We start from the raw sequence: 17814 nt of genomic DNA, 5'->3' as shown, positions 1-17814 counted from the left end.
GATAAGAAGAGTTCTCGCCGACCGTCACTTTTTTGGAGTACCCTGGATTATGTCGACGATTGAAGACCGCTACCTCGGTCGCCTCCACCAGTTAGTTTCTGACGGGCGGCGCTACATCCTCGGTTTGGTTGGTGCGCCGGGTGCAGGCAAATCAACACTGGCGCAAGCAATCCTTGATGCTTTTCCCGGAAAGGCAGTGGTTGTGCCGATGGACGGGTTTCATCTTGCGAATATCGAACTCGCGCGGCTCGGTCGCGCATCCCGCAAAGGTGCGGAAGATACATTTGACAGTGCGGGGTATATTGCACTTCTGAGGCGCCTGCGTGAGCAGCGTCACGACGAAACAATCTACGCTCCCACATTTCGCCGGGAAATTGAAGAACCCATCGCCGGCGCAATCCCTGTGGCGGCTGATATACCGCTTGTAATCACGGAAGGGAATTACCTTCTTCTCGAGCACGGCCATTGGAAAGCTGCGCGACCGTTGCTCGACGAAGTTTGGTATGTCAACGTCGACCCGGACCTGCGACGGCAGCGTCTTGTTACTCGGCATGTTGATTTCGGCCGGGACCAGGCTGCAGCAGAACAATGGGTTCAGAAAACTGACGAAGTGAACGCGACCTTGATTGATTTAACTAGAGAGCGAGCCGATGTTCAATTCCAGTGGTCATCGTAAGGCACATTCAAGGGTTCTAGCACCCCACGAGGCGATGCACCATGTGTTGCCTTCCTCGAGTATCTTTGGATTTCCGGCTGAACATTGATAAAACTTCACGATGGAATCAATCAAGCGCTGGACGTTGAAATGGGCACACGGCGAGGCGGAGGTTCAAGCACTTGGTGGAATGCTTGCGCCGGTGCGCTTTGACCTTGGAGGCGGACGTTCTGTCTCTCCGCTGCACGTTGCTCCCTGGGAGGATGATGCGCACCGACCTGGACTTATGCGCGCGTTGCGCGGGGAATGGCCTTGCCTTCCGTTCGGAATGGTCGACGTACCTACGGATCTGCCGCCCGATTTCCGGATTCGTGATGCCGATGATGACTGGGTTCACGGGTATGGCGCGAATCACATGTGGCAACTGGTGGAGCAAAGCGACCGCATGCTCACGCTTCAAATCGCCTACCCCTCTGACAGCGAGATTGAGAGGCTTGAGCGCAAGATTGAAGTGGAGCCTGACGCACCCGCGCTGGTCGTCTCACTTACCGTCCATGCCCGTCGTGACGTGAATTTGCCGTTCGCCCTTCATCCAACTTTTGCTGTTCCAGTGGGAGGCGTTGAAATCCTCGCTTGTGAGTATCAGGCCATCTACAGCTACCCCGTTCCACTAGAGCCCGGCGTCTCGCGAATTCTGCCGAACAGTACCATCTCGACCTTGAAGGAAATTCCGACCACGCAAGGGCTGATGGACGTGACCCGCCTGCCGTTGCCCGAAACAACCGAAGAGTTGTTGCAAATCGCAGAATGTAAGCCACCGTTTGTGTTGCGGTACCCGGAGCAGCACGCCGATGTATCTCTCGACTGGAATGCGGAAGAGCTTCCCGATGCGTTGCTTTGGATTAGCAACGCTGGGCGTACACACGAACCCTGGTCAGGGCGACACTTCGCTGTAGGGGTGGAACCGGTCAACAGCTTCTTTGACCTCAGCCGGGTGGCGATTCCGCCTGCCGATCATCCGCTCGCCGGCCGCACCGGAATGGTCTTCAAAGCAGGAGTGCCGCGGACCATTACGTACCGTTTGTCGGTGCAGCGCTATGAAGTCTGACTAACGGCTGCGAAGGCGACAACCGACATTGGAACGACTTTGACCGCCAAAGCGAAGGCCAATGCTACGAAACCGCTGAGTTCGGGGTTGAGACCGGACCCCGTGGCATAGGCTTCACCGCAAGAGAGGGTCGGGACCGCTGCACCGGCGAGCCTTTGGCGGCGTTCCGGACAGACAAAAAACCGCGCGAGCCAGCAAAGGCCGCGCGGTTATTTCATGGACTGTCGAAACACGAGGCCGTCGCGCGCCGCCTGGTCTTGAGTGTGGATGCATAGACACAGTGCATCGAGAGGATGAACCGAAGCCATTTTTATATCTAGGCGTAAACCCTTATGATTAGTCGCGTGCATGCATCTGCATGCGCCTGCCTGCCGCTGGCTAGCACGATGCGCTGACGCAGCGCCATTCCGCGTTTCCTTGGAGCACACCGTTCGGATGTTGAATCGCAAGTCCAACCCGTCGTCTTCGCAACGCTGGTCGAACTGGCTGTATGCCGTCGTCAGCGCGATCTACCGCAAGCGGCCGGTATGGATGGTGTCGTTTTCGACGAGCGAAGCCAGTCTGTCCGAAGGCTTGAGGGCGGCGTGCGCGTCGACGGCCATGCTCGCGCTCGGCAACGTGCTGCACGAACCGGCCTTCGCGTGGGCCGCGATCGGCGCGTTCTGGACCTGCCTCGCCGACGCGGCCGGCTCGAACCGCGCCCGCTTTGCGTCGATGATGGGCTTCGCGGTGCTGTCCACGCTGTGCGGTGGCCTGACGGCTTACGCTTCCGGCGCTGGAGCCGTGTTCGCCGCGCTCGCGGTGCTGGTGTTTACGACTCTCGGCGCGTTCGGCAGGATCTGGGGCGCGGCCACTTCGCAGGTGACGATTCTCGCGGCGACCGCATGCGTCGTGATGGTCGACCGGCCGATGCACAGTGTTCGGCAAGGCATGGCGTTTCTCGGCATCTATCTGGTCGGATGTCTGTTTGCCGTGGCGCTGAGCCTGACGGTCTGGCGCATTCATCCGTTTGGCACGAGCCGCTCGACGCTGCGCGCCGTGTACCTGCGGCTCGCCGATATCGCACTGGACAGCGCCCGCCTGCTCGAACGACGCGCGGCACGCGGCGAGTGGGCCACGCATGCCGCGAAATTTCGGGCCGATGCCCGCGCCGCGCTGGAGCGCTCGCGCAAAGTGCTGGCGCGCGTGCCCGCGTCGAGAACGGGCGGCCGTGAAACCTACGATACGCTGCTCGGCTTGCTGACTGACGGCGAAGCGTTGTTCGCGTACCTGATCGCCGTCTCCGGTGCATGTGAACGAGTCCCCGACGACGCATGGCGCGCGAAACGCGCGGCCCGCCTGCTGACAGTCATGGGCGACGTGCTGCGCGGCATCGGCGCGGCCGCCAACGACGCACAGTGGGCGCGTCTCGCCGATCTGCAACTACGTCTGCGGCGTTTTGCGCGGCGGCTCGAAACCGCCTTGATGGAACCCGTGAAGCTGAAGTCCGACTTCGAACTGGTCGACTTCACGCCGGTGCATGCGCAGCCCGAAGGCTGGCGCGACAGCGCCGCGCGGCTCTTCACGCGAATCTGGTCGACGCTCAAGGCCAACCTGTCGGTCGAATCTGTTGGCTTGCGGCATGCGGCGCGTGTCGGCGTGACGACCACCACGGGCTTTCTCGTGATCCGTGCGCTCGGTCTGCCGTTCGGCTACTGGGCCACCATGGCGACGCTGCTGATCTTGCAACCGTCGATTGCCGCGACTTGGCCGCGCAGTATCGAGCGGGCGGCGGGCAGCATTGTCGGCGGCGTGCTGGCGGCGGGTATCGGTTACGCGATCCATTCGCCGCTCGGCATTTCGCTCGCGGTGTTTCCGCTGGTGATGGCGACCATGGCGCTGCGTCCCGTCAGCTACAGCCTCTTCGTGCTGTTCCTTACTCCGACCTTCGTGCTGGTGGCCGACTTCGCGACGCCGGGCGCGAGCGAATTCGCCTATGCGCTCACGCGGCTCGGCAACAACGTGCTCGGCTGCGTGTTGGCGCTGCTGGCCACGTTCTATCTCTGGCCGACGCGCGAAAAGATCGACTATCGCGCGTATCTGGCCGAGGCGGTGCGCGCCAATCTCGCCTATCTGAGGGCCGCGCTGGAATCGCCTCGCCGCAGCGAGAAGGACATGGAGCGCTTGCGCCGCGCCGCCGGTCTGGGCAGCAATAACGCGGAGGAAGCCATTGGCCGGATGCGCCTTGAAAAACTCGAGGACTCGATGGTCGATACCGTCACGCTGACGGTGCTGAGCGTGTTGCGAAGAATGGCCGGCACCGCGACGCAACTGCGCCTGAGTACGAACCGGCGCGACATGCACGATGAACTCGGCGCGTGGGTCGCGACCGTGAGCGCGGACATCGACACCGCGTTGAGTCGAAATTTGCGGCCGGTGCGCCTCGCGCTTCCCGCGCGAGACGGGCTGACCTCACTGGAAGCCGATGCGGTGGGCGAGCTTGCGCTGATGCATCGGCTGCTCAACGAGCGGATGCGCGAGGCGAGGGGATAGCCAAGGCAGTGCAAGTCGGTACGAAGCTCAAGCATCAGGACTTGCTGGTTTGCTCTTCTTGAGCTTGCTCGTCGTCGGCAATCGTTTCGGGCTCAGGCAAAGGCATCACCGATTCGAGCGTACGCATGCCCGCCGCAAGCGCACGCTTTTCGGACGGCGACAGCCGCTTGACCCAATACTCCGCGCGTGACGCGCTTGACCGATCCGTCAATTCGAACGACGCCAGCACCTGCACCGGCTTGCGCGAACGCGTATAGCGCGCGCCCTCGCCACTCACGTGTTTGTCGAAGCGCGCCTGCACATCGACGGCGATGCCTGTGTAGACGCTGCCGTCCGAGCATTCGAGCAGATAGAGAAACCAAGCCATGAATGCGCTTCAGCCTTTGAACGGATTGTGTTCGCGCAGCTCGTCCACATACGCGTGGATGCTGTTCTTTTCGTTGTCGAGAAAGTGGCCGACCGCATCGGCGAAAGCGGGATGCGCGAGCCAGTGCGCCGAACGCGTTACCGTGGGCAGGAAGCCGCGGGCCATCTTGTGCTCGCCTTGGGCGCCGCCTTCGAACGCGCCGAGCTTTTCCTCGATGCAGAATTCGAGCGGCTGGTAGTACGCCGTTTCGAAGTGCAGGCACGGCACGTGTTCGAGCGCGCCCCAATAGCGGCCATACAGTGTGCCGCCGGTTTTCGCGTCGCGCTGATACACCACGAGCGAACTCGCGATCGGCTTGCCTTCGTATTCGGCGATCACGAGCAGCAGGTTCTCCGGCATCGACGCGCCGATCATGCGGAAGAAATCGAGGTTCAGATACGGACTCGAAAAGTGCTCGCGATACGTCTGCCGATAGCACTTGCTGAAGAAACGCCAGTCCGCGTCCTGGATGTCCTCGCCGCGAATCCGGCGCATCGTCACGCCGGCCTCGTGCACTTTACGGCGCTCGGCGCGAATGTTCTTGCGCTTCTTCTGTTCGAGCGTGGAGAGGAAATCGTCGAAGTCGCGATAGCCGTCGTTCAGCCAATGAAACTGCACGCCTTCGCGTTGCATCATGCCCATTTCGGTGAGCGCGTCCGCTTCCGTTTCCGTGGGAAACAGCACGTGCAGCGAAGACACGTCGGCCTGTTCGGCGAACGCCATCAGCGTAGCCGCCAGATGCCTGAGCGCATACGTATCCGCCGACAGCAACCGGTTGCCTTGCACCGGCGTGAACGGCACCGCGCACAACAGCTTCGGGTAATACGGCAAACCGTTGCGCTTGTAGGCGTCGGCCCAGGCCCAGTCGAACACGTACTCGCCGTACGAGTGCCCTTTCAGATACACGGGCGCGGCGGCCACGAGCTTGTCCGTGCGCGGGTCGGTCAGCGTGACGAATTGCGGCGCCCAGCCGCTATCCGCGACCGCGCAGCGGGTCGCATGCAAGGCGCTCAAGAACTCATGCCGCAGAAACGGCGTGGGCTGCGACTGCTGCGCGAGAAGGGCATTCCATTCGGCGGCGTCCACCTCGGAGGGCGACGCCAGAATGCCCGTGCGATAATCAAAGCGTTCCTGGTTCAATCTGTGTGACTGTTCCCAATGAGCGGCGCGGCGCTCTGAGCGCGATGCCGTTCGTTTATCCGATTTGTCCATTCCGTCGAGCTAACCAGCCGCGGTACTCGCAAGCCACGTCGGCTTGCCTGTCGATCCTGCCATGAAGACCCGAATCGCTCTTGCTCAAATCAATGTCACCGTCGGCGACTTCGCCGGCAACGTCGCGAAGATCGTCGCTGCCGCGCGCACCGCGCACAACGATGGTGCGAAGCTGCTGATCGCGCCTGAACTCGCGCTGTCCGGCTATCCGGCCGAAGATCTGCTGCTGCGTCCCGCGTTCTATGCCGCGAGCGCGGCGGCGCTGGCCGACCTCGCTCTCCAACTGAAGCCGTTCGCCGGCCTGCATGTGATCGTCGGCCATCCCCTACGTGATGTTGCGCACAGCGCGGCGCACGGCCATGGTAATGCAAACGCGCCGATCGAGCGCGGCGTGCCGCCGGTCGATACCTTCAACGCGGCCTCGCTGATCGTCGACGGAGAAGTGCGCGGCACCTATCGCAAGCAGGATTTGCCCAACACCGAGGTGTTCGACGAGAAGCGCTACTTCGCGTCCGACCCGCAGCCGTTCGTGTTCGAGCTGGACGGCGTGAAGTACGGCGTGGTGATCTGCGAGGACGCATGGCATGCGTCGGCTGCGCAAATGGCGAAGGCGGCGGGCGCGCAAGTGGTGCTGATTCCGAACGGCTCGCCGTATCACCTGAACAAGGAAGCGGTGCGCTTCGACATTCTGCGCGCGCGGATTCGCGAGACCGAATTGCCGATGGTCTATGTGAACATGGTCGGCGCGCAGGACGAACTGGTGTTCGACGGCGGCTCGTTCGTCCTCGACGCGCAAGGCGAACTGGTCGCGAAGATGGCGCAGTTCGAGGAAGCGACCGCAATCGTCGAATTCGAAGACGGCAAGCCGCTGCCCGCGCCGATCGCGCCGGAGCTGTCGATCGAGGCGCAGGTCTATGCCGCGCTCGTGATGGGCGTGCGCGACTACATCAACAAGAACGGTTTCCCGGGCGCGCTGATCGGCCTGTCCGGCGGCGTGGATTCGGCGCTGGTGCTGGCCGTCGCGTGCGATGCTCTCGGCGCGGACCGGGTGCGCGCGGTGATGATGCCGTCGCGCTACACCGCGGACATTTCCACCACGGACGCCGCCGAGATGGCGCGCCGCGTCGGCGTGCGCTACGACGAAATCGCGATCGCGCCGATGTTCGACGCGTTCCGCGGCTCGCTCGCGCAGGAGTTCGCGGGCCGCGCCGAAGACGCCACCGAAGAAAACATTCAGGCGCGCATTCGCGGCACCCTGCTGATGGCGCTCTCGAACAAGTTCGGCTCGATCGTGCTGACCACCGGCAACAAGAGCGAAATGGCGGTGGGCTACTGCACGTTGTATGGCGACATGGCCGGCGGCTTCGCGGTCATCAAGGACATTGCGAAGACGCTCGTCTACCGGCTGTGCCACTACCGCAACCAGGCCACCACTTTCGACAAGCGGGACGTCATTCCCGAGCGGATTCTGACGCGCGCGCCGTCGGCGGAACTGCGCGAGAACCAGACCGATCAGGACAGCTTGCCGGAGTACGAAGTCCTCGATGCGATCATGCGCATGTACATGGAAGAGGACCGCTCGCTCGCCGAAATCATCGCGGCGGGCTATGCGGTCGAAGACGTCAAACGCGTCACGCGCCTCATCAAGATCAACGAATACAAGCGGCGTCAGGCGCCGATCGGCATTCGCGTCACGCATCGCGCGTTCGGGCGCGACTGGCGTTATCCGATCACGTCGCGCTACACCGAACCGGTGGAGTGAGCCGCGGCGAATGACTGCGGACTAACCCGAAGCGAGTGCCGGATTGCCGCAACGCATCCGGCGCGGCGTAGAATAAAAACATCCATTTCCCTTTCACTCTTCCAGACACGAGACGAGGTTCGCCATGAAGCGCATCACTGCAGTCATCAAACCGTTCAAACTTGACGAAGTGCGCGAGGCGCTCGCTGAAGTCGGCCTCACTGGGCTGACCGTGACCGAGGTCAAAGGCTTCGGCCGTCAGAAAGGCCATACCGAGCTCTATCGTGGTGCAGAGTATGTGGTCGACTTTCTGCCGAAAGTGAAGATCGAAGTGGTGGTGGCGGACAATCAGTGCGACCAGGTGATCGACGCGATCATCGGCGCGGCGCGCACCGGCAAGATCGGCGACGGCAAGATTTTCGTCGCGGACGTCGAGCGCGTGATCCGCATTCGTACGGGTGAAGAAAACGAAGCAGCGGTTTGAAGCACCAGAGTTCGTCGCCTCAAAGCAGGTGTCGAGCGTCGGGATTTGCCAACTGCAGTCAGCCGCACAACCTCAGCCATGAATGCACCGCGCCGGTGCGCTCGGGTGGTGGAAAAACCGTGCGCTCAAATAAAAAACGGTGCGATACCCTTTCGGACATCGCACCGATACGCGCCTCTCGCAGCAGCGTGAAAAAGATTCTCTTGAAGAACTCTTGATTACACCCCGAAGGAAGTCCCTTCGGGGAACACCGTTCGATTAGAACGAGTGTTGAATACCTGCGTACACGCCCGACTGGCTGTGACCCGGCAGCGGGTTGTCCGTGCTGGTTGCCGTACCGGCGTTGTTAGCATTCAGGCCGTAGTTAGCCGTCTTGCTGTTTTGCGTCGTTGCGATCTGGATGTCCAGCAGCGTGCGCTTGGACAGGTTGTACGAGCCGCCGATCGTGTAGATCGTCGCGTTGCCTGCGCCATTGTTGCCGTTCACGTGGTAGACCGCCGCAATCAGCGCTGCAGCCGGCGTTGCTTGCCACGTCACACCGCCCCATTCGTGATCCAGAGTCGTCGGCTGGCCCGGCAGAACGTTCTGCGCACCTGCCGAACGGACAGCCTGGTAAGCAGCCTGAATCTTGAACTGGCCGAGGAAGACGTTCACGAGAGCCGAGTATTCACGCGATGCCGCGAATACGCCGTTGCCGATATTGGCCGTATTGACCGCGCTCGGGTTCGGGCCGTACAGCACGCCGTTAGCCGGATTGCGGATTTCGTCGTAAATACCGCGAATCTGGAACAGCGAGCTCGTGTAGGTAACTTGCGCGCCAGCTTCGCGACCTTGCGGGGTCGTGCCGTTGCCGTTCCAGCTCGTTGCGTTCGACAGCGCGTATTGACCGTAGAAGTCAAAGCCGGCGATCTTCGGCGACTGGTATGCGAAGTTGTTGCTCGATTGCGGCCAGTTGCGGCCACGCACCAGCGATGCCGACGACCAGTTCGATTGACCGAACGGGTCGAAGTCCCACACGCCGTTCGAGATGTACAGCATGCGGCCCATCGTGAACGTACCGTACTGGTCGTTCGACAAGCCGACAGTTGCCCAACGATTGAAGAGACCGCCGCCGCCAGGGCCTGCACCCGTCATGGTGTTGAAGGAGCCTTCCAACTGGAACAGGACCTTGTTGCCGCCACCGATGTCCTCAACGCCCTTCAAGCCCCACAGACTGGTACCCCAGTCGCCGCTTTCTGCGCGCCAGCGGTTCGTGCTGCCAGTTGCCTGGCCAGCCGCGTTCGAGCCTTGCGGAACGCCCGTCATGTATTCGATACCGGCGTCAAGGCGGCCGTACAGCGTCACGCTGCTTTGGGCGTGCGCAACAACACCGGCTGTCATCAGCGCAGCGGCGAGCAAAGCTTTCTTCATCTTCTCCTCCATACCCTGTCAAAAAGTGAAACCCAGTACTGCGAATGGTGCTCGGCCGCGATTTGCGCCGAACAGAAATCGGTACCAGGGAGATTAGCGGGTGGATTGGGTCTCCTGCCGTGACGTGTAGCCTTGGGGCTATCTGGTCGCCATGCCGATCCCTCGCCGACCGGTTCTCCTCTGTGCTTTGAAGTGAAACTACTTTTAATGAACTTTGTTTTGCTACTTTGGTTACTAATTTATCAAAAATACCCTGAACTGGGAGAAGAAATTAGTACCTGCCTTGATCGATGTCTCCAAATTGCAATACGAATGTGCGCGACGACCCGTTACAAGGCCTTCGAAAAACGCGAAAACCCTTATGCGACAAGGGAATCACGGATCGGCGCGGGCAACGTTAAGGATTGCCACTATTGACGCTTTAAATGCGGCAGAGTAGGGCGAAAAGGCGGGAGTTCGAGGCTTGCGGGGCGCGGTTTTCGCGGCGGAAATCGCCGGAATGCACAGGTGAGCGAAACAAAAAAGGCGCTAGTAAGCGCCTTGTAATGCTACTTTGACTACAACCCAAATAGCGGGCTGAATCCGGGGTTTTGTTGAGTTTATTATTTGAGGCTTCCGGACAGGAACTGCTTGAGCCGGTCGCTCTTCGTGTTCCTGAATACTTCGTCGGGATGGCCTTCTTCTTCCACCCGGCCTTGATGCAGAAACATCACGTGATTCGACACGTTGCGCGCAAACGCCATTTCATGCGTGACGACGATCATCGTGCGGCCTTCTTCGGCGAGCGTCTGCATGACCTTGAGCACTTCGCCGACCAGTTCGGGGTCGAGCGCGGAAGTCGGTTCGTCGAACAGCATCACATCCGGATGCATGGCCAGCGCACGCGCGATCGCGACACGCTGCTGCTGCCCGCCCGAAAGATGTGACGGATACTGCTTCTCCAGGCGCGGCGCGAGCCCTACCTTTTCCAGATACTCACGCGCGCGATCTTCGGCTTCCTTGCGCTTCAGACCCAGTACGTTGACGGGCGCCTCGATGATGTTCTCGAGCACGTTCATGTGCGACCACAGGTTGAAGTGCTGGAACACCATCGACAGCCTGGTCCGCACGCGCTGCAACTGCTTCGGGTCCGACACGCGCAACGCGCCGTTCTTGCCAATCTGCGTGCGCACTTCCTCACCGTCGACGAAGATGCGCCCGGCGTTCGGCTGCTCGAGAAAGTTGATACAGCGGAGCATCGTGCTCTTGCCCGAACCGGACGAGCCGATCACGCTGATCACGTCGCCGGCGTTGGCCTTGAGCGACACGCCCTTGAGAACTTCGTTGTCGCCGTACTGTTTGTGAAGCTCGTCGACGAAGAGCTTTTGCTTCTTGGTGGTCATCAGGATCCTTGGGCATGCTTACTTGCGGAGGGCGCGGTGCCCCGGGTTACTTGCCTTGCGGCCGCAGGTAAGCGAGCCAGCGGCGCTCGGCGCGGCGGAACAGCCACACGAGCGCGAAAGAAATGCACAGATAGAGCAGGGCTGCGATGCCGAATGCATTGAACGACTGATACGTCGCGGAGTTCACATCGCGCGCGATCTTGAGAATGTCCGGCACGGTCGCGGTAAACGCGACGGTGGTCGCATGCAGCATCAGGATCACTTCATTGCTGTAGTAGGGCAGCGCGCGGCGCAATGCCGACGGCAGAATCACGCGTCGGTACAGCGTGAACGACGACATGCCATACGCGCGTGCCGCTTCGATCTCGCCGTACGGCGTCGCCTTGATCGCGCCGGCGAAAATCTCGGTGGTGTACGCGCAGGTGTTCAGCGTGAAAGCGAGCAGCGTGCAATGCATGCCGTCGCGGAAGAACGCATTGGTGAGCTCGTGATTGCGAATGACTTCGAGGCTGTACAAGCCGGTGTAGCAGAGCAGCAGTTGCACGTACAGCGGCGTGCCGCGGAAGATGTACGTATACAGCCACACGAGGCGGGAGAGCCACTTCCTCTTCGACACGCGCGCCACCGCGAACGGAATCGACAGGCAGAAGCCGAGCCCGATCGACACCACCAGCAGCCACAGCGTGATCGCGACGCCGGTGATGCGATAGCCGTCGGTGTAGAGATAGTTGCGCCAGTATTCCTGAATGATCTCGATCATAGATCCGCCTTTCGCACGCCGGTCGAGTAACGCTTTTCGAGGTACATCAGCACGAAGTTGGACACTGTGGTGATGACGAGATAGATCGCCCCTGCGAACAGGGTGAAGAAGAAGAACCGCAGCGTGCCTTTGCCCGCGTCCTGCGAAGCCTTGACCACGTCGGCGAGACCGATGATCGACACCAGCGCGGTGGCCTTCACCATCACCTGCCAGTTGTTGCCGATGCCGGGCAGCGCGAAGCGCATCATCTGCGGGAACATCACGCGGGTGAACACCTGCCAGCCCGTCATGCCGTAAGCCGCGCCGGCTTCGAGCTGGCCGCGCGGCACCGCGAGAAACGCGCCGCGGAAGGTCTCGGTGAAGTACGCGCCGTAAATGAAGCCGAGCACCGCGACGCCGGCCACGAAGGGATCGATGTCGATCTGGTCCCAGCCGAGCAGATCGGTCAGGTTGTTCAGCCAGATCTGGATGCTATAGAAGAGCAGAAGCATCAGAACCAGGTCGGGCACGCCGCGCACGAGCGTGGTGTAGACCGTGCCGACGCCGTAGGAGAAACGGTTTTTCGACAGTTTCGCCGCCGCGCCGAGCAGGCCCAGCACGAAAGCGAACGCCAGCGACAACACCGCCAGTTTGACGGTCTGCCAGGTGCCGTTGAGGAGCAGCGGGCCGTAGCCTTGAAGGAACATATGGGGTCCTTGACGATGTGTTTGCGACACACCGCGAAAGACGCGGCCAACTCTGCGCCGCGTTTGCCGCGAGCCTGAGGCTCGCTGTGACCAGCGGCGCACAGCGCACCGCTGTGCAAATCATGACTGCATGGCCGTTGCCGGTCTTGCAGCGCGCTTTTCGACTCTCGTTGTGAAACTGCTTGTGAATCTACTGCCGACTGTATTACGAAGCCTCGTGAAAGCCCATGCGGGCGAGCCCCGAGTTTCGTGGGTGCTGCATTCTGTGCCCGGGTTTAGCGTCCAGACTCGATGCCCGGCTCAATGCCCGGGATAGATGTCGAAGTCGAAGTACTGCTTCTCGAGCTTCCTGAACGTGCCGTCCTGGTGAACCTGCGCCAGCGCCTGGTTGAACATCGCCTTCAACTCGGCGTCGTCCTTGCGCAGGCCGATGGCCGTGCCTTCGCCGATCGTCTTCGGGTCCTTCACTTCCGGGCCCGCCCAGCCGAAGCCTTTGCCGCGCGGCGTCTTCAGGAAACCGGCGTCGGCCTGCACTTCGTCCTGCAAGGCGGCGTCCAGACGCCCCGAAGCGAGGTCGGCGTACACCTGATCCTGATTCTGATAAGGCACCACGGTCACGCCTTTGGGCTCCCACCAGACTTTGGCGTAGGCTTCCTGAGTCGAACCCTGTTCGACGCCGACGCGTTTGCCCTTCAGCGAATCAGGTGTGGGCAGCAGCGGCGAGCCTGCCTTGGCAATCATGCGGGCGGGGGCGTCGAACAGCTTGTCGGAGAAGTCGATCTGCTCGCGGCGCTTGTCCGTGATGGTCAGCGACGACACGATCGCGTCGTACTTCTTGCCCTTCAACGCCGGAATGATGCCGTCGAGATCCTGCTCGACCCACACGCATTTCACGTTCATCTTCGCGCACAGTGCGCGGGTCAGATCGGCGTCGAAGCCGACCACCTGGCCGTTGGGCGCCTTGGATTCGAACGGCGGATAGCTGGCGTCCACCCCGATTCGCACGGTTTTCCACTCTTTCGCCAGCGCGCCGGTGGCCATGACCGTAAGCGCCACGCAGAGTGCGAACTTCTTCATGTTTCTCCTGGGTCAAACTGATCGTCGTGGTGCTTCGATCTCGACGACCGCCGGCTCGTGGCCGGCCGTCGCTATTCTAGGCGGTCAAAATTGTCGCGCCGCTCGGGTTTCTGCTTCGGAGCGCGGCGCGTGCATCCGATGCATCGAGGCAGCCCGGCGCGGGTCTGAAAGCTGCAGCCGACCCACCGCGGCCCGCCATGCCTGGCTCGCCGGTGCGCCTTCGGCGCGCACGCAATCTCGAAAAGCGCGGTATTTTACCCGAACAGGGACGAGGCGCCAGTCCGGGACGCCGGCGGCGGCAAACTGGCGCGCGCGGACGTTGTGCGGGCGCGACGCTGGTGCGTTCTTTCCAGGCCGTGCGAGGCCGGTCGCGCTTGCGGCGGATGCGCGACTCATGTGCGGGGCGTTTGTCGTACCTATGCCGAGGCCGGAATCGCAGCCGCGGTCTTGCACGCGCGGCCGGAACATCGCCCGGACCAGCGCCGGACCGCGCCAACGCCCGATTGCACGGATTTATGGAACGATCCGGTGCACCCGCGCCGATTGTTTAGTGCAGGCCATGCCCATACATTCTCGGCATCGCTATTTACTCACCAGGAGTACTTCCATGTTCGAGATTCGCCGCTCCGAAGAACGCGGTCACGCCAACCACGGCTGGCTCGACTCGTATCACAGCTTCTCGTTTGCCGACTATCGCGATCCCCAGCACGTGCATTTCGGCCCGCTGCGGGTCATCAACGAAGACCGTATCGCCGGCGGTGAGGGCTTCGGCACGCATGGCCATCGCGACATGGAAATCGTCACGTATGTGCTCGAAGGCGCGCTGGCTCACCGCGACAGCATGGGCAATGGCTCGACGATCCGTCCCGGCGACGTGCAGCGCATGAGCGCCGGCACGGGCGTGCAGCACAGCGAGTTCAACGCGTCCCAGGACGAATCGGCGCATCTGCTGCAGATCTGGGTAATACCGCAACGCGCGGGCGATCAGCCCAGCTACGAGGAAAAGCGCTTCGACGCCGCCGACAAGCGCGGCCGCCTGCGCGTGGTCGCGTCGCCCGACGGCCGCGACGGTTCGGTGACGATCCATGCGGATGCGTCGATTTACGCGGCGTTGATCGATGGCGCGGAATCCGCCACGTTCGCGCTGCCCAAAGGACGGCTCGCCTATGTGCACGTGGCGCGCGGCGCGCTGACGGTGAACGGCGAGACGCTCCATGCGGGCGACGCCGCCAAGCTCAGCGACACGGATACGGTGACGCTGGAGAAGGGCGAGAACGCTGAAGTGCTGCTCTTCGAGCTGGGGCAGCTCAACGGCTAAGCCGTGCCCGTTCGGTTGCGTTTTCACTGAAGGAATAGTTGAAGGCGCAACGAGCAAGCCTCACGCATGCATCGCGACGGTCCGCACGCACACACCGCGCCGCATCACGTAGTCAAAAAAACGCCACGGAAGGCCAACCTCCGTGGCGTTTTTGCATCCAGCAGCGCAGACGGCCGCGCGGGCCGCCTGTGCATCGATACCGGGCCGCTTACTGATTGGCCGCCGGCGCCGATGCCGCGCCCTTGCGATGCTCCCAGCGCTCGTGCATCTTTTCGTGACGCGATTCCATCTTCGCAAAGCGCTGCTTGAGCGCCGTGCTGACGGTGGTCTTCTGCTGGTCGTTCAGGCCGTTGTAGAACTTGAGCCAGGCATCCGAGGTTTGCTGACGCAGTTGCGCGTCTTTCTGCTCGACTTGCTGGTGCGCGGCCGCCATGGCGTTCAGATCCAAGATCGGCTGTTGCTGCGCAGCCTTGAACTGGTTCTTGATCTGTTCATGATTGGCGCGCATGGCCTCGTGGTTCTGCTTCATGGTGTCGAGCGCGGCTTGCCACTGCTTTTCCTGATCCGCGTTCAGCTTCAACTGATCGTGGAGCTGGGTCAATTGCTTCATAAAGTGGCCGTGCCAGCCGCCGGGGCCGCCGTGTTCGGCGGGTTGTGCGGCATAGGCGGCGCCCGCGCCGATGGCGAGAGCAGTGGCGGCAACGGCGAGAACGCGCGACATCTTTTTGGTAGACATGTGAGACTCCCTGTAATGGAATAGCCGACGATGCAACCGGTTAAAGTGGACGGCCTGCATTCGGTAAGACACAGCGTAGAGAACTGCGCAGTTCGCTGTGTTACGTGGCAGGATGCGGCTGTTACGGGGGATTACGCACACCTTTCACCGTAACACCCGGTAACCCTTGGGGCCGGTTTGAAATCGAAAACCCATCCTGCTGCGCGTTAAACTTCATCCCATGGCTACTCAAATACTTGTTGTCGACGACGACGTCGAATTGCGCGATCTGCTCCGCGACTATCTGGCCCGCCAGGGCATCGAGGTTTCGGTGCTGCACGACGCGGGCTCGCTCGAGCGCAGGCTCGAACGCGAGCGCCCGGATCTGATCGTGCTCGACCTGATGATGCCGGGTGTCGACGGGCTCACGGCGCTGCGCAAGCTGCGCGCGTCGGGCGACGACATCCCCGTGATCATGCTCACGGCGCGGGCGGACGACGTCGACCGCATCGTCGGGCTGGAACTCGGCGCGGACGACTACCTCGGCAAGCCGTTCAATCCGCGCGAGTTGCTCGCGCGCGTACAGGCGGTGCTGCGCCGCCGCCGCACGCTGCCGTCGGCGGCGGCGCCGGAGCAGCGCGAGCCGTTCAATTTCGGCCGCTTCACGCTGGACTTCCAGTCGCGCACGCTGCATCTGGAAGACAAGCCGCTCACGTTGTCGGGCAGCGAATTCGCGTTGCTGAAGATTTTCGTCAATCACCCCATGCGCACGCTTACGCGCGAGCGCTTGCTCGAACTGCTGCACGGTCCGGAATACGACGGCACCGACCGCGGCATCGACGTGCAGGTCTGGCGTCTGCGCCGCATTCTCGAAACCGATCCGTCCACACCGCGCTTCATTCAGACTGTGCGCGGCCGCGGCTACGTGTTCGTGCCCGACGGCGAACAGCATGCGCCGGCCCATTGATTCGCTGTTCGGGCGGCTAGCGCTGCTAGTCGTCGCGGTGCTGCTGCTGTCGCATTTCGCGTGGTACGCGCTCATGCGCCTAGAGCGCAGTCAACTGCAAACGCGCTACGCGGTCGAGGAAGCGACCTTCCTCGTCGACGCGGTGCGTCAACACGTCGCCCGAACGCCGGATCAGCCATTGCCGTCGCGCGTCAAACTGGTCGACCCGGCGAGCCCTGAAGTGCCGCCGGAGGCCGTGGACATGCCTCCGCCGCTCGAACGCTTCGTCGAAGACGTGCGCGACCGCATGCCGTCGGGCACGCAGGTGCGCGTCGGCCTGCCGGGTCGTCCGCCCACGCTATGGGTGCGCGCCACCTCCGACCGAAGCTGGATCGTCGTACCGGTGCAGCCGTTGCGCACGCCGCGCTCGCTCGACCGCACGGTGCTGTGGCTTGCCATCATTTTCTCGTTCGCAGTGATGGCGGCGCTGTTCGCCGCGTGGGCGCTGCAGCAGCCGTTGCGCTCGCTCGCCCAGGCGGTGGCGCGCTTCGGCCGCGGCTTGCCGGTGCCGCCGGTGCCGGAGCGCGGGCCGCGCGAATTGCGTCAACTCACGCACGGCTTTAATCAGATGGTCCAGGAAGTGGCGCGCACGGAAAACGACCGCGCCGTGATGCTGGCGGGCGTCGCGCACGATCTGAAAACGCCGCTCGCGCGTTTGCGGCTGCGCGCCGAAATGATGGACGAAGTGAAGATGCGCGACGGCGTGGTGCGCGATGTCGATTCCATGACGCATATCGTCGAACAGTTTCTGGTGTTCGCGCACGACGGCGCCGATCGCAGCGAAGCGGTGGAAGTGGACGCGCAGTGCGAGCGGGTGGTGCGCAGCTATCGCGCGGTAGCCTCCGGTGTGGCCACGGTGCAGACGGAACTCAATGCGGGGCCGGCGTTCCTGTTGCCCGCCGCCACGCTCGACCGGATTCTGTCGAACCTGCTCGACAACGCGCATGCCTACGGTGCGCCGCCGATCGTCGTCGCCACGGCGCGTAGCTCGCAGGGCTTCACCTTGTCGGTGAGCGACAGCGGCAGCGGTATCGCGGCCCAGGATCTGATCAACGCCAGCCGGCCTTTCGTGCGGCTCGATCCGGCGCGCGGCGGTAACGGCCATAGCGGTCTCGGGCTCGCCATTGTCGAGCGGCTGGTAAGGCGTGCGGGCGGGGAGTGGGAGATCGGCAACCACGGTGGCCGTGGTTTGCGAGTCCTGATGAGCTTTCCGTTTGAAGTGTTGCCGCAGGTCGCGGCAGCGTCGGAAAGCGCCTGGTAAGTCGTGCAGTGCGCGGTGTCGGCCTCCCGGCCCGCGCCGTGCCCTCGGGATCCGAACGCAA

16 protein-coding genes are annotated in these 17814 nt (G+C 62.4%); 8 read left to right on the top strand and 8 right to left on the bottom strand.

Annotation, left to right across the window (positions count from 1 at the left end; all coding sequences use genetic code 11):
* The first annotated feature begins 49 nt into the window (after positions 1-49).
* The 3 genes from P0D96_RS28575 (at position 50) to P0D96_RS28565 (ending at position 4295) form a co-directional block, all read left to right on the top strand.
* On the top strand, positions 50-676 hold the full coding sequence (locus tag P0D96_RS28575; protein ID WP_408316775.1) for a nucleoside/nucleotide kinase family protein: 627 nt from the start codon (positions 50-52) through the stop codon (positions 674-676).
* Between the two features lie 100 nt (positions 677-776).
* Positions 777-1763 (top strand): hypothetical protein, encoded by a 987-nt coding sequence (locus P0D96_RS28570; RefSeq protein ID WP_408316773.1) that lies wholly within the window; start codon positions 777-779, stop codon positions 1761-1763.
* A gap of 435 nt (positions 1764-2198) precedes the next feature.
* Positions 2199-4295, top strand: coding sequence for an FUSC family protein (locus P0D96_RS28565; RefSeq protein ID WP_408316771.1), 2097 nt, complete (start codon positions 2199-2201; stop codon positions 4293-4295).
* Positions 4296-4329: 34 nt separating this feature from the next.
* Here P0D96_RS28565 and P0D96_RS28560 read toward each other — a convergent pair whose 3' ends face one another.
* Both P0D96_RS28560 and P0D96_RS28555 read right to left on the bottom strand, forming a co-directional pair.
* Positions 4330-4662, bottom strand: coding sequence for a GIY-YIG nuclease family protein (locus P0D96_RS28560; RefSeq protein ID WP_132375545.1), 333 nt, complete (start codon positions 4660-4662; stop codon positions 4330-4332).
* Positions 4663-4671: 9 nt separating this feature from the next.
* Positions 4672-5841, bottom strand: a complete 1170-nt coding sequence (locus P0D96_RS28555; RefSeq protein ID WP_408316769.1) for a GNAT family N-acetyltransferase — start codon at positions 5839-5841, stop codon at positions 4672-4674.
* 133 nt (positions 5842-5974) lie between these two features.
* On the opposite strand from P0D96_RS28555, the gene P0D96_RS28550 reads away from it, so the two are divergent.
* Positions 5975-7675 (top strand): NAD+ synthase, encoded by a 1701-nt coding sequence (locus tag P0D96_RS28550; RefSeq protein WP_408316768.1) that lies wholly within the window; start codon positions 5975-5977, stop codon positions 7673-7675.
* 124 nt (positions 7676-7799) lie between these two features.
* Positions 7800-8138: a P-II family nitrogen regulator gene (gene glnK, locus P0D96_RS28545; RefSeq protein ID WP_006048444.1), complete on the top strand. Its 339-nt coding sequence runs from the start codon at positions 7800-7802 to the stop codon at positions 8136-8138.
* 258 nt (positions 8139-8396) lie between these two features.
* On the opposite strand, the gene P0D96_RS28540 is transcribed toward glnK, so the two are convergent.
* The 5 genes from P0D96_RS28540 to P0D96_RS28520 form a co-directional block, all read right to left on the bottom strand.
* A complete protein-coding gene (locus P0D96_RS28540) occupies positions 8397-9548 on the bottom strand; it encodes a porin (protein ID WP_408180369.1) in 1152 nt (383 codons plus the stop codon).
* A gap of 602 nt (positions 9549-10150) precedes the next feature.
* Positions 10151-10930, bottom strand: coding sequence for an ABC transporter ATP-binding protein (locus P0D96_RS28535; RefSeq protein WP_342960076.1), 780 nt, complete (start codon positions 10928-10930; stop codon positions 10151-10153).
* A 46-nt stretch (positions 10931-10976) separates the two neighbouring features.
* On the bottom strand, positions 10977-11690 hold the full coding sequence (locus tag P0D96_RS28530) for an ABC transporter permease (RefSeq protein ID WP_408180370.1): 714 nt from the start codon (positions 11688-11690) through the stop codon (positions 10977-10979).
* A complete protein-coding gene (locus P0D96_RS28525) occupies positions 11687-12376 on the bottom strand; it encodes an ABC transporter permease (protein WP_012432163.1) in 690 nt (229 codons plus the stop codon). Before P0D96_RS28525 ends, P0D96_RS28530 begins: the two co-directional genes overlap by 4 nt.
* Positions 12377-12676: 300 nt before the next feature.
* Positions 12677-13453: an ABC transporter substrate-binding protein gene (locus tag P0D96_RS28520; protein ID WP_408316765.1), complete on the bottom strand. Its 777-nt coding sequence runs from the start codon at positions 13451-13453 to the stop codon at positions 12677-12679.
* A gap of 607 nt (positions 13454-14060) precedes the next feature.
* On the opposite strand from P0D96_RS28520, the gene P0D96_RS28515 reads away from it, so the two are divergent.
* Complete coding sequence (locus P0D96_RS28515; protein ID WP_408316763.1) at positions 14061-14771, top strand: pirin family protein; 711 nt, start codon at positions 14061-14063, stop codon at positions 14769-14771.
* Between the two features lie 208 nt (positions 14772-14979).
* On the opposite strand, the gene P0D96_RS28510 is transcribed toward P0D96_RS28515, so the two are convergent.
* Entirely contained in the window at positions 14980-15507 is a 528-nt protein-coding gene (locus tag P0D96_RS28510; RefSeq protein ID WP_007175816.1) for a Spy/CpxP family protein refolding chaperone, read from the bottom strand.
* A gap of 220 nt (positions 15508-15727) precedes the next feature.
* Between P0D96_RS28510 and P0D96_RS28505 the strand changes: the two genes are divergently transcribed.
* On the top strand, positions 15728-16453 hold the full coding sequence (locus tag P0D96_RS28505) for a response regulator (RefSeq protein WP_012432166.1): 726 nt from the start codon (positions 15728-15730) through the stop codon (positions 16451-16453).
* Entirely contained in the window at positions 16437-17753 is a 1317-nt protein-coding gene (locus P0D96_RS28500; RefSeq protein WP_408316761.1) for an ATP-binding protein, read from the top strand. Before P0D96_RS28505 ends, P0D96_RS28500 begins: the two co-directional genes overlap by 17 nt.
* The last annotated feature ends 61 nt before the right edge of the window (positions 17754-17814 follow it).

Source organism: Paraburkholderia sp. RL17-347-BIC-D, from assembly GCF_046027915.1.
Classification (GTDB): Bacteria; Pseudomonadota; Gammaproteobacteria; order Burkholderiales; family Burkholderiaceae; genus Paraburkholderia.
This window is presented reverse-complemented; position numbering and strand designations above follow the sequence as displayed.

Coding starts and splice junctions, on each gene's coding strand:
- P0D96_RS28505 (WP_012432166.1), top strand. CDS start 15,728: ATGGCTACTCAAATACTTGTTGTCGACGACGACGTCGAATTGCGCGAT.
- P0D96_RS28510 (WP_007175816.1), bottom strand. CDS start 15,507: ATGTCTACCAAAAAGATGTCGCGCGTTCTCGCCGTTGCCGCCACTGCT.
- P0D96_RS28540 (WP_408180369.1), bottom strand. CDS start 9,548: ATGAAGAAAGCTTTGCTCGCCGCTGCGCTGATGACAGCCGGTGTTGTT.
- P0D96_RS28550 (WP_408316768.1), top strand. CDS start 5,975: ATGAAGACCCGAATCGCTCTTGCTCAAATCAATGTCACCGTCGGCGAC.
- P0D96_RS28530 (WP_408180370.1), bottom strand. CDS start 11,690: ATGATCGAGATCATTCAGGAATACTGGCGCAACTATCTCTACACCGAC.
- glnK (WP_006048444.1), top strand. CDS start 7,800: ATGAAGCGCATCACTGCAGTCATCAAACCGTTCAAACTTGACGAAGTG.
- P0D96_RS28520 (WP_408316765.1), bottom strand. CDS start 13,453: ATGAAGAAGTTCGCACTCTGCGTGGCGCTTACGGTCATGGCCACCGGC.
- P0D96_RS28515 (WP_408316763.1), top strand. CDS start 14,061: ATGTTCGAGATTCGCCGCTCCGAAGAACGCGGTCACGCCAACCACGGC.
- P0D96_RS28570 (WP_408316773.1), top strand. CDS start 777: ATGGAATCAATCAAGCGCTGGACGTTGAAATGGGCACACGGCGAGGCG.
- P0D96_RS28525 (WP_012432163.1), bottom strand. CDS start 12,376: ATGTTCCTTCAAGGCTACGGCCCGCTGCTCCTCAACGGCACCTGGCAG.
- P0D96_RS28535 (WP_342960076.1), bottom strand. CDS start 10,930: ATGACCACCAAGAAGCAAAAGCTCTTCGTCGACGAGCTTCACAAACAG.
- P0D96_RS28500 (WP_408316761.1), top strand. CDS start 16,437: ATGCGCCGGCCCATTGATTCGCTGTTCGGGCGGCTAGCGCTGCTAGTC.
- P0D96_RS28560 (WP_132375545.1), bottom strand. CDS start 4,662: ATGGCTTGGTTTCTCTATCTGCTCGAATGCTCGGACGGCAGCGTCTAC.
- P0D96_RS28565 (WP_408316771.1), top strand. CDS start 2,199: ATGTTGAATCGCAAGTCCAACCCGTCGTCTTCGCAACGCTGGTCGAAC.
- P0D96_RS28575 (WP_408316775.1), top strand. CDS start 50: ATGTCGACGATTGAAGACCGCTACCTCGGTCGCCTCCACCAGTTAGTT.